General features: G+C 71.8%; 19 protein-coding genes. 9 read left to right on the forward strand and 10 right to left on the reverse strand.

Annotated features, from left to right (window positions below):
* Positions 1-42: 42 nt before the first annotated feature.
* A complete protein-coding gene (locus tag ACWCO8_RS25040; protein WP_451034133.1) occupies positions 43-402 on the reverse strand; it encodes an SsgA family sporulation/cell division regulator in 360 nt (119 codons plus the stop codon).
* Between the two features lie 133 nt (positions 403-535).
* Here ACWCO8_RS25040 and ACWCO8_RS25045 point away from each other — a divergent pair, with 133 nt between their 5' ends.
* The 4 genes from ACWCO8_RS25045 to ACWCO8_RS25060 all read left to right on the forward strand — a co-directional run bounded on the left by ACWCO8_RS25045 (position 536) and on the right by ACWCO8_RS25060 (position 4,342).
* Positions 536-1,573, forward strand: coding sequence for an energy-coupling factor ABC transporter permease (locus tag ACWCO8_RS25045; RefSeq protein ID WP_451034134.1), 1,038 nt, complete (start codon positions 536-538; stop codon positions 1,571-1,573).
* 1 nt (position 1,574) lies between these two features.
* Positions 1,575-2,339 (forward strand): cobalt ECF transporter T component CbiQ, encoded by a 765-nt coding sequence (cbiQ, locus tag ACWCO8_RS25050; protein ID WP_362013197.1) that lies wholly within the window; start codon positions 1,575-1,577, stop codon positions 2,337-2,339.
* A complete protein-coding gene (locus tag ACWCO8_RS25055) occupies positions 2,336-3,082 on the forward strand; it encodes an energy-coupling factor ABC transporter ATP-binding protein (RefSeq protein ID WP_451034135.1) in 747 nt (248 codons plus the stop codon). Before cbiQ ends, ACWCO8_RS25055 begins: the two co-directional genes overlap by 4 nt.
* 69 nt (positions 3,083-3,151) lie before the next feature.
* On the forward strand, positions 3,152-4,342 hold the full coding sequence (locus tag ACWCO8_RS25060; protein ID WP_451034136.1) for a serine hydrolase domain-containing protein: 1,191 nt from the start codon (positions 3,152-3,154) through the stop codon (positions 4,340-4,342).
* A 12-nt stretch (positions 4,343-4,354) separates the two neighbouring features.
* On the opposite strand, the gene ACWCO8_RS25065 is transcribed toward ACWCO8_RS25060, so the two are convergent.
* Entirely contained in the window at positions 4,355-5,608 is a 1,254-nt protein-coding gene (locus ACWCO8_RS25065; RefSeq protein ID WP_451034137.1) for a cytochrome P450 family protein, read from the reverse strand.
* A 325-nt stretch (positions 5,609-5,933) separates the two neighbouring features.
* Here ACWCO8_RS25065 and ACWCO8_RS25070 point away from each other — a divergent pair, with 325 nt between their 5' ends.
* Positions 5,934-6,449 carry a DinB family protein gene (locus ACWCO8_RS25070; RefSeq protein WP_451034138.1) on the forward strand — a complete coding sequence of 172 codons (516 nt, stop codon included), beginning with the start codon at positions 5,934-5,936 and terminating at the stop codon, positions 6,447-6,449.
* Between the two features lie 78 nt (positions 6,450-6,527).
* Here ACWCO8_RS25070 and ACWCO8_RS25075 read toward each other — a convergent pair whose 3' ends face one another.
* Positions 6,528-6,830, reverse strand: a complete 303-nt coding sequence (locus ACWCO8_RS25075; protein WP_451034139.1) for a hypothetical protein — start codon at positions 6,828-6,830, stop codon at positions 6,528-6,530.
* Positions 6,831-6,856: 26 nt separating this feature from the next.
* The gene (locus tag ACWCO8_RS25080; protein ID WP_451034140.1) at positions 6,857-7,591 is read right to left on the reverse strand and encodes a dienelactone hydrolase family protein; all 735 of its coding nucleotides are present in this window, start codon (positions 7,589-7,591) and stop codon (positions 6,857-6,859) included.
* A 209-nt stretch (positions 7,592-7,800) separates the two neighbouring features.
* Between ACWCO8_RS25080 and ACWCO8_RS25085 the strand changes: the two genes are divergently transcribed.
* Complete coding sequence (locus ACWCO8_RS25085; protein ID WP_451034141.1) at positions 7,801-8,559, forward strand: SDR family NAD(P)-dependent oxidoreductase; 759 nt, start codon at positions 7,801-7,803, stop codon at positions 8,557-8,559.
* 112 nt (positions 8,560-8,671) lie between these two features.
* Here ACWCO8_RS25085 and ACWCO8_RS25090 read toward each other — a convergent pair whose 3' ends face one another.
* Positions 8,672-9,451 carry a MerR family transcriptional regulator gene (locus ACWCO8_RS25090; protein WP_451034142.1) on the reverse strand — a complete coding sequence of 260 codons (780 nt, stop codon included), beginning with the start codon at positions 9,449-9,451 and terminating at the stop codon, positions 8,672-8,674.
* Between the two features lie 100 nt (positions 9,452-9,551).
* Between ACWCO8_RS25090 and ACWCO8_RS25095 the strand changes: the two genes are divergently transcribed.
* Complete coding sequence (locus tag ACWCO8_RS25095) at positions 9,552-10,124, forward strand: GNAT family N-acetyltransferase (RefSeq protein WP_362013210.1); 573 nt, start codon at positions 9,552-9,554, stop codon at positions 10,122-10,124.
* Between the two features lie 20 nt (positions 10,125-10,144).
* On the opposite strand, the gene ACWCO8_RS25100 is transcribed toward ACWCO8_RS25095, so the two are convergent.
* The 3 genes from ACWCO8_RS25100 to ACWCO8_RS25110 form a co-directional block, all read right to left on the reverse strand.
* Positions 10,145-10,996: an EamA family transporter gene (locus tag ACWCO8_RS25100; protein ID WP_451034143.1), complete on the reverse strand. Its 852-nt coding sequence runs from the start codon at positions 10,994-10,996 to the stop codon at positions 10,145-10,147.
* Positions 10,993-11,481 carry a YbaK/EbsC family protein gene (locus ACWCO8_RS25105; RefSeq protein WP_451034144.1) on the reverse strand — a complete coding sequence of 163 codons (489 nt, stop codon included), beginning with the start codon at positions 11,479-11,481 and terminating at the stop codon, positions 10,993-10,995. Before ACWCO8_RS25105 ends, ACWCO8_RS25100 begins: the two co-directional genes overlap by 4 nt.
* A 96-nt stretch (positions 11,482-11,577) precedes the next feature.
* Positions 11,578-13,209 carry a penicillin-binding transpeptidase domain-containing protein gene (locus ACWCO8_RS25110; protein ID WP_451034145.1) on the reverse strand — a complete coding sequence of 544 codons (1,632 nt, stop codon included), beginning with the start codon at positions 13,207-13,209 and terminating at the stop codon, positions 11,578-11,580.
* 122 nt (positions 13,210-13,331) lie between these two features.
* Between ACWCO8_RS25110 and ACWCO8_RS25115 the strand changes: the two genes are divergently transcribed.
* Positions 13,332-13,631, forward strand: coding sequence for a heavy metal-binding domain-containing protein (locus ACWCO8_RS25115; RefSeq protein WP_451034146.1), 300 nt, complete (start codon positions 13,332-13,334; stop codon positions 13,629-13,631).
* A gap of 21 nt (positions 13,632-13,652) precedes the next feature.
* Here ACWCO8_RS25115 and ACWCO8_RS25120 read toward each other — a convergent pair whose 3' ends face one another.
* A complete protein-coding gene (locus ACWCO8_RS25120; RefSeq protein ID WP_451034147.1) occupies positions 13,653-13,817 on the reverse strand; it encodes a hypothetical protein in 165 nt (54 codons plus the stop codon).
* Between the two features lie 102 nt (positions 13,818-13,919).
* Here ACWCO8_RS25120 and ACWCO8_RS25125 point away from each other — a divergent pair, with 102 nt between their 5' ends.
* Entirely contained in the window at positions 13,920-14,153 is a 234-nt protein-coding gene (locus ACWCO8_RS25125; RefSeq protein ID WP_451034148.1) for a hypothetical protein, read from the forward strand.
* 123 nt (positions 14,154-14,276) lie between these two features.
* Here ACWCO8_RS25125 and ACWCO8_RS25130 read toward each other — a convergent pair whose 3' ends face one another.
* Positions 14,277-14,747 (reverse strand): hypothetical protein, encoded by a 471-nt coding sequence (locus tag ACWCO8_RS25130; protein ID WP_451034149.1) that lies wholly within the window; start codon positions 14,745-14,747, stop codon positions 14,277-14,279.
* Positions 14,748-14,758 lie beyond the last annotated feature (11 nt).

A 14,758-nucleotide genomic window follows, 5' to 3' on the forward strand; every position in this document is an offset into this window, starting at 1 on the left:
GCTCCCCCGGAGTGTTCCGTCGTGATCTTGACTGACGGCACTCTAAGGGGTGATCGACGCGGTCTCCGCGTACGTGTGTTTGAGGAAGCGGAGCAGGGCCGTGGTGTCGAACTGCACGACCGCCACCCCGTCGTCCGTGTGGAACTCGACCACGGTCTGCACCCGCCCGCAGGGCCAGACGCCTATGTCCCCGCGGCGCGTCGGGGCGCGCAGGCCCGTTTCGAGGAGGGCGCGGGGGAAGGACCACTCGATGTTGCCGGGGAAGACGAAGCGGACGGTGGCGGGGGTGAAGTCGGGGTCGTAGCGGAGCGCGACCGGGACGGGGCGGGAGAGGGGGGCGTCGCTGATGATCCGGCCTTTGGCGTGATCCTCGACCTCATGGGCGTCCGCGGTGGGTGACATGGAACCACTCCTCACGCTCGTCTTCTTTATCCCCTAATGTCCCATATTTTGGGGCGCGTGCGGAGCGAGCGCTGCCTTTCTGTGATCTGTGCGCTCTTGCAAGTGTTTTGCAGCAGCACTCATCATTCGGGACGTGCATGTACCTGACGGATTCATCAACGCCCCTGTATCGGTCGCCGCCGGTGTCGTCGCCGCCGGCGCCGTCGCCGTCAGCCTGCGCGGAGCGCGCAAGGAGCTGGACGAGCGGGCGGCCCCGCTGGCCGGACTCGTCGCGGCCTTCATCTTCGCCGTGCAGATGCTGAACTTCCCGGTCGCGGCCGGCACCAGCGGCCATCTACTCGGCGGCGCGCTCGCGGCGATCCTGGTGGGGCCGTACACCGGCGTCCTCGTGATCTCCGTGGTCCTGCTGATGCAGGGCATCCTCTTCGCGGACGGCGGACTCACCGCGCTCGGCGTGAACATCACCGTCATGGGCGTGGTCACGGTCGTCGTCGCGTACGCGCTCTTCCGCGGCCTCGTCCTGATCCTGCCCCGCACCCGCCGCTCGGTGACCGTGGCGTCCTTCGTCGCCGCGCTGGTCTCCGTACCGGCCTCCGCCGCCGCCTTCACCCTCGTGTACGCGATCGGCGGCACCACCCAGGTACCGCTCGGCAAGGTGCTCACCGCGATGGTCGGCGTGCACACCCTGATCGGCGTCGGCGAGGCCGCGATCACCATGCTGACCGTCGGCGCGGTCATCGCCGTCCGCCCCGACCTCGTGTACGGCGCCCGCGGCCTGACCGCGCCGCTCAAGCTGCGCGTGAACGGGGAACTGGTCGACGCGGCCCCGGCCCGCGACTTCACGCCCGTCGCCGCCCGCTCCCCGAAGAAGGTCTGGATCGGCGGCCTCGTCGCCGCCCTCGTCCTCGCCGGCTTCGTCTCCTTCTACGCCTCCGCCAGCCCGGACGGCCTGGAGAAGGTCGCCGCCGACAAGGGCTTCGACAAGAACGTCGAGGAGCACGCGGCGGCCGGCTCCCCGCTCGCCGACTACGGCGTCGAGGGCATCGAGGCGGCCCGCCTCTCCGGCGGTCTCGCGGGCGTGATCGGCGTCGGCGCGACCCTCGCCGTCGGCACGGGCGCCTTCTGGCTGGTCCGCCGCCGCCGTACGGAATCCGCCGGGGCCCAGGTCTGACATGGGGGCGGGGCACGCGCACAAGCTGTACCGGCGAGGCGACTCGCCGGTCCACGCGCTGCCCCCGCACACCAAGCTCGCCGCCGTCCTCGCCTTCGTGGTGGTCGTGGTCTCCACGCCCCGCGAGGCGATCTGGGCCTTCGGCGGCTACGCCCTGCTCCTCGCGCTCGTCGCGGCGCGGGCCGGGATCCCGGCCGGGTTCCTGCTGCGCAGGCTCCTGATCGAGGTCCCGTTCGTGGCCTTCGCGGTCCTCATGCCCTTCGTGGTGCCGGGCGAGCGGACGGAGGTCCTCGGGATCTCGCTCTCCGTCCCCGGCCTGTGGGGCGCCTGGAACGTCCTCGCCAAGGGCACCCTCGGCGTCGCCGCCTCCGTGATCCTCGCCTCCACCACCGAGCTGCGCGAGCTGATCCTCGGCCTCCAGCGGCTGAAGCTCCCGCCGCTCCTCGTCCAGATCGCCTCGTTCATGATCCGGTACGGCGATGTGATCACGGACGAGATGCGCCGGATGTCGATCGCCCGCCGCTCGCGCGGCTTCGAGGCGCGGGGCGTCCGGCACTGGGGCGTCCTCGCCAAGTCCGCGGGCGCGCTCTTCATCCGCTCGTACGAGCGCGGTGAACGCGTCCATCTCGCGATGGTCAGCCGGGGGTACACCGGCTCCATGCCGGTCATCGACGAGGTCACCGCGACTCGGGCCCAATGGCTCCGGGCGGCCTCCCTGCCGCTCACCGCACTGCTGATCTGCCTCCTGGGATGGACGCTCCGATGACCACTGCACCTTCGTTGGAAGTCCGCGGTCTCGCGTACGCCTACCCCGACGGCCACCAGGCCCTCTTCGGCGTCGACCTGACCGTCGGGCGCGGCGAGCGGGTCGCGCTGCTCGGTCCCAACGGCGCGGGCAAGACCACCCTGGTCCTCCACCTCAACGGCATCCTCACCGGCGGCGCGGGCACGGTCGCCGTCGCCGGGCTGCCGGTGGAGAAGCGGAACCTGGCCGAGATCCGGCGCCGGGTCGGCATCGTCTTCCAGGACCCGGACGACCAGCTGTTCATGCCGACCGTCCGCGAGGACGTCGCCTTCGGCCCGGCGGCGGCCGGACTGCGCGGGGCGGAGCTCGAGGCCGTGGTCACGAAGGCGCTCGCCCGGGTCGGCATGGCGGAGTACGCGGACCGGCCGCCGCACCACCTGTCGTTCGGGCAGCGGCGGCGGGTGGCGGTCGCGACGGTCCTCGCGATGGAGCCGGAGATCCTGGTCCTGGACGAGCCCTCGTCCAACCTGGACCCGGCCTCGCGCCGCGAGCTCGCGGACGTGCTGCGCTCGCTGGACGTGACCGTCCTGATGGTCACCCATGACCTCCCGTACGCCCTGGAGCTCTGCCCGCGCTCGGTCATCCTCAGCGAGGGCGTCATCGCGGGCGACGGCCCGACGGCGGAGATCCTCGCGGACGAGGAGCTGATGGCGAGGAACCGGCTGGAGCTCCCGTACGGCTTCGTGCCGAGGGCGACTGCCTGACCCCGGAATCGGAGCCTTCGGGTCGACGTTGCACCATGGGGGCAGGCGAGCGGGAAGGGGTGTGGGGACGTGGACGTCCGGGGCACGGTGGCGGCGGGGTTCGAGCCGGTCAGGGACGCGTTCCTGCGCAACTTCGAGCACCGGGGCGAGCGGGGCGCGGCGGTCGCCGTGTACCGCGACGGGGTGAAGGTCGTCGACCTGTGGGCGGGGACCAGGGACGCTCACAGCGGGGAAGGTGCCGGACAGGTCCCGTGGGCCGTGGACACCGCGCAGGTGGTCCGTTCGGCGACCAAGGGCGTCGCGGCGGCCGTACCGCTGCTGCTCCACCAGCGCGGCCAGCTCGACCTGGACGCGCCGGTCGGCACGTACTGGCCCGAGTTCAAGGCGGCCGGCAAGGAGCGGGTGAGCGTACGGCAGCTGCTCGCGCACCAGGCCGGGGTGCCGGTCCTCGACCACCCGCTGACCCTCGCCGAGGCCGTCGACCCGGCGGTCGCCCAGGCGGCGATCGCCGCGCAGGCCCCGGTCTGGGCACCGGGAACGGCCCACGGCTACCACGCGCACACCTTCAGCTGGCTGCTCTCCGGCCTGGTCCACCGGGTCACCGGCCGCACGATCGGGCGCTGGGTCGCCGAGGAGATCGCCCGCCCGCTGGGCCTGGACCTCTGGATAGGCCTGCCGGCCGACGAGGCGCACCGGGTCGGCCGGCTCGGCGCGATCGAGGAGCTCGAACCGCCGGACAGCGGGGCGCTGAAGCTCCGCCCCAAGCGCTCGGTGACCGAGGCGTACCGGGACCCGAACTCGCTGACGCGGCGCGCCTTCGGGGTGATCGACCCCAAGCCGGACGAGAACGACCCGGTCTACCGGGCGGCCGAACTCCCGGGCTCGGGCGGCGTCTCGACGGCCCGCGCCCTCGCCCGCTTCTACGCCTCGACCCTCGGCCCGGTCGACGGCGGCCCCCGCCTCTTCGCCCCGGCGACGCTCACCCTGGCGCGTACGGAGGAGTCCGCGGGCCCGGACCGCGTACTGATGGTCGGCACCCGCTTCGGCCTGGGCCACATGCTCCACGGCCCGGCGTCCCCGCTCCTCGGCCCCACCTCGTTCGGCCACCCGGGCCGAGGCGGCTCCCTGGCCTTCGCGGACCCGGAGTCGTCGATCGCCTTCGGCTACGTCACGAACGGCATGCGCAAGACGGTGACGGCGGACCCGAGGGCGCAGGCGCTGGTACGCGCGGTACGGACGAGCCTGGACGCGGGGGCGTGAACGGGCCCCGCCTCACCGCGGGGTGAGGAGTACGGGCAGCCTGGCGGGCCCGTTGGTGGCGAGCGATCCCACTCGCTCGATGCTCTCCAGTGGCTCCGCCGGGGTGATCGCAAAGCGTTCGTAGAGGGCGGGGAGGGCGATGCCCGCCTCGAGGCGGGCCAGGGCGGCCCCCAGGCAGTGATGGGCGCCGTGGCCGAAGGCGCGGTGCTGGTGGGCGTTGGGCCGGTCCGGGACGAAGTCGTCCGGGGCGGCGAAGACCTCGTCGTCCCGGCCGATCGCCGCGACGTGGTAGAGCACCGGCTCGCCGGCCCGGATGGTGATCCCCTCGAAGTCGACGTCGCGTTCGGCGTACCGGAACATGACCGAGGGGGCGGGCGGATCGAACCGCAGCGTCTCCTCCAACACGCCCTGCCACGGGTCGGCACCGGCGTCGCCGCTGAGCACCCGCGCGAGTTGCCCGGGGTTCTCGGCCAGGCGCAGGACGGCGTTGCAGATCCAGTCCTGGGTGGTCTCGTGACCGGCGAAGAGCATGAGGAACAGCGTTCCGGCGAGTTCCTGCTCCGACATCTGCCCGGCGTCGAACTCCGCGATCAATGCGGTGGTGAGATCGGCCCCTGGCTCCTTGCGCTTGTCGGCGACGAGCTGGGTCATGGCGCCGAAGATGCCGGCCTCGGCGGCGAGGCGTGCGGCGGGCGGCGTGGAGCTCTTCAGCAACAGCTGCGTGTCCAGCGCGAGTTGCTTGCGAGCCTGCTCGTCGTCGAGGCCGTACAGCTCGCAGATGACGGTCACCGGCAGCTGGAAGGCGAAGGTGTCGCGCAGGTCGACGACGGTGCCCGGCTCGGTGGCGGCGAGGTCGTCGAGCAGCGCGTGGACGACCTCCTCGACGCGCGGCCGCAGCGCCTGGACCCGGCGCGGGGTGAACGCGGCCTGGGTCGGCTTCCGCAGCCGGACGTGGTCGACGCCGTCCATGTTGAGCATGGTCGGAGAGGTGATGATCGAGAGCAACGGCCACGTCTCGGGTATCAGACCGTCCTGGTACGCACGCCAGTGCTTGGGGTTCTTGCGCAGGTCGGGGTGGGTCAGCAACTGGTCGGCGACCCGACGCCGGGTGATCGCCCAGGCCGGCACCCGATCGGGAAGCTCCACGGGAACGAGCCCGCCGATGGCCTGCAGCGCGTGCCCTTCCGCCGCGAAGTCCCGGCCGTGGGGATCGAGGCGGTGGAGGGGACGACCGAGGTGCAGTTCGTGAGGGGCGATGTCGGTCACGGGAACGCTCCTGGGGATCGACGGGACGGGACCACGGCGGGAGACCGCGCACGCACCGCATGACGGCGGCGGTGCCGTGCACGCACTGCATGGCGGCGCGGGGTGCCGTGCGCGCACCGCATGGCGGCGGCGGTGCCGTGCACGCACCGCATGACGGCGGCGTTGCCGCGCACGCACCGCATTGTCGGGCGACCCCCTCGACGGCACGCCCCCGGAAGCCCCGACCGGGCACGGACGAGAGCCTCTTGTTGCCCAAAGGTGCAAGACCTGGGCTCGGCACATATCCGGTCGACACGCACCCCGACCGGGCTGCACACTTCCGGCGATGACTCAACGAACCGACACGCCTCCCGCCTGGGACGAGCGCACGCAGCTGAACACCTTCCTCGACTACGCCCGTGACACGGCACGCGCCAAGTGCGAGGGAGTCTCCCCGGAAGACGCCCGCAAGGCCCCGCTCCCCGGCTCGCCGCTGATGACGCTGTGCGGTCTGATCAGCCATCTGCGCTGGGTGGAGCACTGGTGGGTGCACGTGGTCTTCCTGGGCAAGGAGGACGGGGGCCCGCTCGCCGAGGCGACGGAGGAGGACCCGGACCCGGAGATGCGTACGGCGGTCGACATCCCGCTCCCTCAACTCCTCGCCGAGTACGAGGAGCAGAGCGCCCAGTACCGCACCCTCCTCGCGGACCACGACCTGAACACCCAGGCCAAGCGCCCGATCCGCGACGGCCGCCACGTGGACCTCCGCTGGATCTACCTCCACCTCATCGAGGAAACCTCCCGCCACAACGGCCACCTCGACGTCATCCGCGAACTCGTCGACGGCAGGACGGGCGTGTAGCGGGAACGGGGCGCGGGTGCTCCGACGCACGATGCTGTCGGCCGAATCGAATGCCGACAGCATCGTCGCGCGTCACTGTCACCCCTGAAGGATCTGCCAGGTTGTGCCGGATGGCTGGTCGCGGGTTGCGAGATGGCCCAGTGGCAGGGCCGGCAGGCTCGCCAACGACGGATCACGCTCCAGCAGGTGGGCCGCGTGCGTCAGCCGCGGACGTCCGAACCAGCGCGGCTCGGAAGCCGAGAACGCCTGCCAGTCGCCGTCCTCATCGAGATGTACGCGCACGATCGGCCACCCGCGGTACACCCGCTTGGACACGAACACGTGATCTCCTGGCGCGAGTTCGCGCCCGGGGCCGCAACTCTCGTGCGCGCCGTCGTCCATCGCCCCTCCCTGGGTGAACAGCTCCATCAGGAGCGCAGATGCCGGGCGAAGAACCGTACCGTGCTGTCGAGTTCGAAGGCCGGGATCTCCCCGTGCCTGCCCGGGTTGGCGTGCAGGGTCTTCTCCGCGGAGCCCAGGGCGTCGAAGAGGGCCAGGCTCAGTTCCCTGGGCACGCGTTCGTCGTCCCACTGGAGCAGGAACTCGACGGGGACGGTGATCCGGGCGGCGGCCTCGGCCGTGGCCAGGGCGCTGCCGAGGCCCAGGACCGCCGCGCGGACGCGGGGTTCGGCGGCGACGAACGGTACGCCGAGCCCGCAGCCCAAGGAGACGCCCCAGTACCCCACGGGCGCGACGCCCACGTGGTCGAGCTCCTGCACCGCGTCGACGACCGAGCGCCACTCCGGCACGGTCTGGCGGGCCACGAGCGCCTGGAAGTCGGCCATCAGCGGCGCCAACTCCTCGCCCGCCTCCACCCGCGCCTGGTTCTCGGCCACGATCCGGTCGAACTCCTCGACCTTCGGCCGGTCCCCATGAGCGGGCACATCGACCGCCACCACGGCGAACCCGCACTCCACGACGAACCGCCGCGCCCGGAACACCACCCCGGGCGCCTTCTTGTGCTGCCCACCGCCGTGCCCCATGACCACCAACGGCCGCGCACCGACGGCCCCGTCGGGCGTCCACAGGACACCGGGGATCTCGCCGAGCATGAAGAGTTGTTCACGGACGCCGTCCGACGACGTCTCAGAGAGGAAGCGCATAGCGTTCCAGCCTTTCGGGATGCCTTCTTCGGGCTCCCTAGGCCATGCGAAGAAGGGAGTCCCGACCTGTCTCTGTCGAAGCGTTGATCGGTCTCACCTCCTCATGTCGCATGGTGACGCACGGCGGCCGCAACGTATCACGACCGACCGGGGTACGGGGCGAGCCCTACACCTGGTGCGGCCCGGTCGGTCGGGTGTGTGATCGGGGGATGGACAGGTTTCAGGGGTACTCGGCGTTCGTCACCGGTGGGGCTCAGGGGATCGGGGCCGCCGTGGTGCGGCGGCTGCGGAGTGAAGGGGCGCGCGTTGTCGTCGCCGATGTGGATGAAGGGGCCGCGCACAAGGCCTTCGGGGACGTGAGTGGCGTGCGGGTCGTGCGGTGTGATGTGGGGGACGCCGAGTCGGTGGAGGCGGCCGTCGCGTACGCCGGTGAGGAGTTTGGGCGGCTCGACGTGCTCGTCAACAACGCCTTCGCGCCCGACCGGGCCGAGGACACCGACGACGAGTGGCGCGAGCAGTTCGACGTGACCCTCCTGGGGGCCGTCCGGTGCGCGCGGGCCGCCATGCCGTTGCTCGCCGCCGCCGACGGGCGAGGGGCGATCGTCAACATCGGGTCCGTCAACGCCGAGGCGTCCTTCGGCAACCACGCCTACAGCGCCGCCAAGGCCGGTCTCGCCTCCTTCACCCGTACCCTCGCCGGCGAAGCCGCCCCGCTCGGCGTCCGGGTCAACCAGGTCACCCCCGGCACCATCGCCACCCGCGGGTGGGAGTCCCGGCCGGAGCAACTGGCCGCGCTCGCCGAGCGTGTCTATCCGCTCGGGCGGGTCGGGAAGCCGGAGGACGTCGCCGCCGCCGTCGCCTTCCTCGCCTCCGGAGATGCCGCTTGGGTCACCGGGACCACCCTTCGGGTGGATGGTGGGTTGTTGGCCGTCAACACGCATTTCGGTGAGGTGCTTGGGGAGTTCTGACGGGTCGGCAGCAGGCGCCGACAGGAGCGCCGAGGGTCTGCAGCCCCCCGGCCCGTTCCTTACGCGCCCGGCCTCAACTCAGGCGCTCGTCCCCGTCCCTATGCGACTGCCCTCAGCTCAGGCGCTCCTCCGCGTACGCCGTCATCGCGTCCCGCTGGTACTCCGCCAGGCCCTCCGCGATCCGGTCGAAGTTCGCGCGGAAGCGCGCGTCCTCGACATACGTCCGGGCCAGGCCCTTGTACGCCTCCGCCGTCGGCGTCCAGAAGCGGCTGACGTCCCGGTAGTGGGCGTCCACCTCGGACTGGACCACCGCGTCCGTGACCGGGGTGCCCGCCGCCATCAGCTCCGCGAAGCGGACCATCTGCGCCGTCACCTCCCGCTGCCACCGCTCCTGGTCCTCCGCCGTCATCGACTCCCTCGCCGGCCGCGCCTCCTCCCACGCCTCCGGCCACCGCTCGCGCACCTCCGCGTCGAGCGCCGCGCCGACCTCCGCCGAGGGCGCGAAGCCCTCGAAGAGGTTCTCCGGCCTGTTGATCTTCGTCATCGTGTCCTCGTCCTTGTCGTCAGCCTCCAGGGCGGCGATGGTCCGGCCCACCGTCCGTACGAGCGTGTCCAGCCGGTTCCGCTCGCTCAGCAGCCGCTCGTGGTGCTCGCGCAGCACGGTCACCCGGTCCGCCCGGCTGTCCAGGACCGCGCGGACCTCGCGCAGCCCCAGGCCCAGCTCCCGCATCAGCAGGATCTGCTGCAGCCGCAGCAGCTCCGCCTCCTCGTAGTGGCGGTGCCCGTTGCTTCCGATCCACGCGGGCGGCAGCAGGCCGATCTCGTCGTAGTGCCGCAGCGTCCGGGACGTCACCCCGGACATCCGGGCCACCTCCGCGATCGACCAGGCCATGACCGGTTCTTCCTTCCATCGCCGGGCCGGATTTTCCGGCCCGCACACGACCGTAGGAGTTGACGTGGCGGCAAGCGCAAGTCGTGCCATCGTGGGTCTCATGACCATCGACGTGCGTCCCGCCTCCGTCTTCGAGGACGTCCGTGCCGTGCTCGGCCCGAAGTCGCCGGACGCCAATGTCTGCTGGTGCCTGAGCTACCGCATCCCGTCCAAGCTCAACAACGAGCTGCGCGGACCCGAGCGCGGTGCGTACGTCGCCGAGCTGTGCAAGGGCGCGCACGCGCCGGGCGTCATCGCCTACGACGGCGACGAGCCCGTCGGCTGGGCCGCCGTCGCGCCCCGCGCGGACACCTCCTTCGCGCGCAGCCGCAAGATCCCGTACGTCGACGACCTGCCGGTCTGGTCGCTGTGGTGCGTCCGGGTCCGACCCGGCCACCGGAAGCAGGGCATCTCGCACGCCCTCATCACCGGCGCCGTCGAGTTCGCCCGCGCGGGCGGCGCCCCGGCGATCGAGGCGTACCCGCTCGACAACGGGGACGCGAAGGTCGACCTGACGATGGCGTACGCCGGGCTGCGGAAGAACTTCGAACGCGCCGGGTTCGTCCACGCCGCCGACACCACGTCCGTGCTCGCCGGCCACCCCCGCGTACTGATGCGGCTCGACCTCCGCTGAGGCCGCGCGTGAGAGCCGGCTCAGGCAGTCGTCAGCATCAGGCCGATCCCGACCACCATCAGCCCCGCCGCCGCGATCCTCGGCCCCCCGAACCGCTCCTTGAAGAACACCGCCCCGATCGCCGCCCCGACGATGATCGACGACTCCCGCAGCGCCGCGATCGGCGCCAGCGGGGCCCGGGTCTGGGCCCAGAGGACGAGTCCGTACGCGGCGACCGACAGGGCCGCCCCGCACAGCCCCCGGGCGGCGTACGGGCGGAGCTGGGTCAGCAGGGTCCGCCGCCGGGCCCACAGGGCGTACGCCGGGATGGCCACGCCCTCCAGGACCATCAGCCAGGCGATGTACCCGAGCGGTGTGCCGGAGGTGCGGACGCCGACGCCGTCGACGACCGTGTAGCCCGCGATGGCCAGGCCCGTCGCCCCGGCCGCGAGCAGCGCCGCCCAGTCGGGGCGCCGGCCCGAGCCCCGGATGCCCCACAGGGCGAGGCCGGTCAGGCCCGCGCAGGCGACCGCGACACCGGTGAGCTGCGGGACGCTGGGGATCTCGTCGACGAAGACCGCCGCGAGGAACGTCACCGCCAGCGGGGCCGTACCGCGGGCGATCGGATACATCTGCCCGAAGTCGCCCAGCGTGAACGACCGCATCAGCAGCATCATGTACGCCACGTGCAGCACGGCGGAGGCGATCAGGTACGGCCACGCCCCGGCCGCGGGCAGCGGTACGAAGACGGCGGCGACCGCACCGATCAGCGCGCCGCCGCCGGATATCAGGGTGAAGGAGAGCAGCTGGTCGCGGATGGTGTGGGCCATCGCGTTCCAGGCGGCGTGGGTCACGGCGGCCAGCAGCACCGCCGCGACGACCAGGGGGGTCACGCGGTCCGCTCGCGGACGTCCACCAGCGCGCCGCCCGCGTGGGCGATCAGCGACTTCGGGTCGAGGGCGAACACGGTGTGCGGGTTGCCCGCGGCCGCCCACACCACGGCGTGGTCGAGCAGCCCCCGGTCGGCCAGGACCCGCGTCCGGGTGCGGTGCCCGAACGGCGGGACGCCCCCGATCGCGTACCCGGTCGTCTCCCGGACGACCTTCGCGTCGACCCGCGTCACGGCCTCGGCACCGAGCTCCGCGCGCACCCGCTCCACGTCCACCCGCGACGAGCCGTCCATCAGCACGAGCACCGGCACCCCGTCCGCCGCGAAGACCAGCGACTTGACGATCTCGGCCGGCTCGCAGCCGATGGCCTCGGCGGCCTGGACGGCGGTACGGGTCTCGTCGGGGAAGCGGCGGATCTCGGGGTCGAGGCCGAGTGCGGCCAGGGCAGCGGCGAACTGGGGGTGCGCGGGGGATTCGGGTGAGCTCATGGCCCGCACGCTAGCGTTCGGTGTACGGGCCACGCGACTGCATTCGCCGAGTGAGATGGGGGGACCCCCGACCCTCACCCAGCCCTCACTCAGTCCTCACCCCGCCCGCAACACGCTCGCCACGACCTTCCCGGCCGCGTCCCCACCATGCCCGCCCGACTGGACGACGGCCGCCGCCGAGAGGTCGTCGGAGTAGCCGGTGAACCAGCTGTTGGAGGTGGCCTGGCCGTCGACCTCCGCCGAGCCGGTCTTCGCGCCCTTCTCGCCGCCGACCGAGGCCATCGCCGCCGCGGCCGTGCCCTCGCCGGTCGCCGCGGCGCGCATCATGGCGCGCAGCTGGCTCGAGACGGAGGGCGAGAGGGAGCGCGCGGCCTTGGCGAACGGCCGCCCGTCCAGCTCCTGCGACACCAGGAACGGCTGCTTGAAGGTGCCGTACTTCGCGGTGGCGGTGACGGAGGCGATGTTGAGGGCGTTCATCTGGACCGTGCCCTGCCCGATGTACTGCTCCGCCGCCGCGCCCTGCGTCTCCTCGGGGACGGACCCGTCGGACGAGACGATGCCGGTCTTCCAGTCGAGGCCGATCCCGAAGACGTCCCGGGCCTCCTTGCCGAGCGCGGAGTCGTCGTCGACCTCGTTGATCAGCTTGATGAAGGCGGTGTTGCAGGACTTGGCGAAGCTCCGCTTGAACGGGACGGTGCCGAGCGCGAAGTTGTCGAGGTTGTGGAAGGTGCGGGTGTAGTAGCGGACGGTCTGCGGACACTCCGCGGTGCCGTTCGCGGTCACGAGCCCCTTCTCCAGGAGCAGCGCAGCTGTGACGATCTTCCAGGTCGAGCCGGGAGCCTGCTTGCCCTCGAAGGCCGCGTTGAAGCCGGCCGAGGGGGCGTTGGCGACGGCGCGGATCTCGCCGGTGGACGGCTTGACCGCGACCACCGAGGCCTCCCCGTACTGCTTCACGGCCTTCTCGGCGGCCGCCTGCGCCTGCGCGTCGATCGTGGTCTCCAGGCGGCCGGGCTTGCCCTTCACATGGGTGATGAGGGTGGTGTTCGGGACGCCGTCCGTGCCGGACTCGATCCAGGTCTCGACCCCCGGCTGCCCGCCGGCCTTCGCCGCGTACTTCTCGCGGAGCTGGTCCAGGATCGGCCCGAGAGAGGGGTACTTCTCCGCCGTCAGCTCGACGCCCTTGCGGTCGACGGCCATGATCGCGCCGGTCTTGGCGGGGCCGGTGTGCAGGGTCGCGTTCGCGGTCAGCTTCGGGTGGATGACGGCCGGCTTCCAGTCGACGAGCGCCCGACCGGTGGAGATCCCGCGTACGACGGTCAGTTCGGAGGTGTACGTCCAGGGCTTGGACTCGCCCTCGTACGTGACGGTCGCCTTCACCGTGAACGGCACCTTCGGGCCGACGGGCGTGCCCGGGACGATCTCGGCCTTGGAGACCTTCGCGCCCACGCCGAAGTCGGCCACGACGGGCCCGGCGTCGACGGGGTTGTTGGTCAGCTGCCCGGCCTTCTCGGGCTCGCCCGCGGCCCACGCGGCGAGGAACTCCTTGGCGGCGGTGTTCACCTCGTCCGCGGTGACGGGCCCGGTCCGCTTCTCCTCCGACTTGGTGGAAACGCCCCCACCGGAGCCCCCGTTGACGCCCTGCCAGAGGTTGTACCCCCCGTAGGCGACCCCGCCCGCCACGACGACGAACACTCCGCCGACGATCGCGACCTTCACCCCACTGCGCATCTCTGCGGTCCCCTCCCCAGAAGCCCCAGCAGTCTCAGAAGTTCCCCAGTCAAGCACCCGTGGCAAGCGTTTGTCACGGGTGGCCATCGATCGTGCGTTCGGGGCCGGGGGAGGATGGCGCGATGGACCGCAAGCAGAAGAAGGAACAGCAGGAGCGCAACGAGCGGGAGTGGGCCGCCCGCGAGGCCACCCTCGGCTTCTACAGCGTGACCCTGCCCGCACCGCCGCACCCGCACACCGCGCTCGGCGTCGTCGCCGGATACCCGCAGGACACCCCGACGCAAGCGGTGACGAGCATGCAGACGGAGGCCCACAAGATCGGCGCGGACGGGGTGCTCGGCGTGTCGATCATCCCGGTCGCCGGCCTCATCGCCACGTACGTCGCCTACGGCACCGCCGTCCAATGGGCGCAGCCCGAGTGAACGAAGGCCCCTTCCTCGAACTCAGGCCGCCCGGCCCGCACTCATCACGGCGACGACCTCGTCGTCCTCCTTCTCCCCGCTGACGCCGTCACCGTCGTCGTACGCCCACATCACATGGCCGACGACCACGTCATCGGCCGTCACGGCCAGCGAGTTCCACTCCTCGCCCCGCCAGGAGAGCAGCAAGTAGCGGGCGGCCAGGGCCGCGCCCGGTTCAGGACCGGCTCCGCCCGCCTCGTATGCTCGCTCCCCAGCCGTCCGCGGCGGCGGGCGACGGAAGGCGGGGCTATGCGGGACCGGATCAAGCTGTGGCTCCGTAAGGCCGGTGCACCGCTCCTGGTGGGTGTGCTCGCGTTCTGCTTCGGGGTCGCCGAAGAGCGATCGCTGCCTTGGCTCGTCGCGTACATCGTGCTGGGCGTCTGCGGAGTCATGGAGTGCTACGTCGAGACACGCAAGCTGATCCGGCGCGGCGCGACCACGAAGGCGATGCCGGATTGCCTGGAGGCACCCGAAGCGAGCTGAGACGACGATCCGCCCGGCGATGATCGGCGTGACGGTCCGTCGGCCGGTCCGTCGGCCGGTCCGTCGGCCGGTCGGGCGCGAGCAGTGGTCCGCGGTGGTCGGGGACGTCTCGTCGGCTCGGGCTCAGGTGTCGTACTGGCCGTCCCAGGGCGCGCTGAAGCCCAGGCCGTCGGGATAGAACTCGGCCCACACGCCGTCCTCTTCCCTGCCCTCCTCGCGTCCCTCCAGGACCAGGCCGAACAGGGCGCCCTCGAACCGGACGGCGAAGGGGGCGATCGCGATGTCCTGGTACTCCCGTTCCGGAAGGGCGTCCAGCCACCCGTCCAGTAGCTGGAGCGCGGCGGCGATCGCTTTCCTTTCGCCGTCCGCCGTTGTGCCGGTGAACTGGATGCGCGAGTCCATGTGCCGGCCGGCGCTGTCGAACCGATGGAGCACCGCGCACCAACGCTTCTGGGACTGCCAGTCGTCGCCGCTCCAGCCCTCGGGGAAGGCCGCGGTGACCGACGCGAAGAACTGGCCGCCCTGCCACCGGCCGATGGTGCTTGTGCGGTAGTCAGGCTCGTGACCGATCGGGATGACCTCGGGAACGCTCATGGGCGCACCGT

The sequence above is a fragment of the Streptomyces sp. NPDC001927 genome, assembly GCF_053594455.1.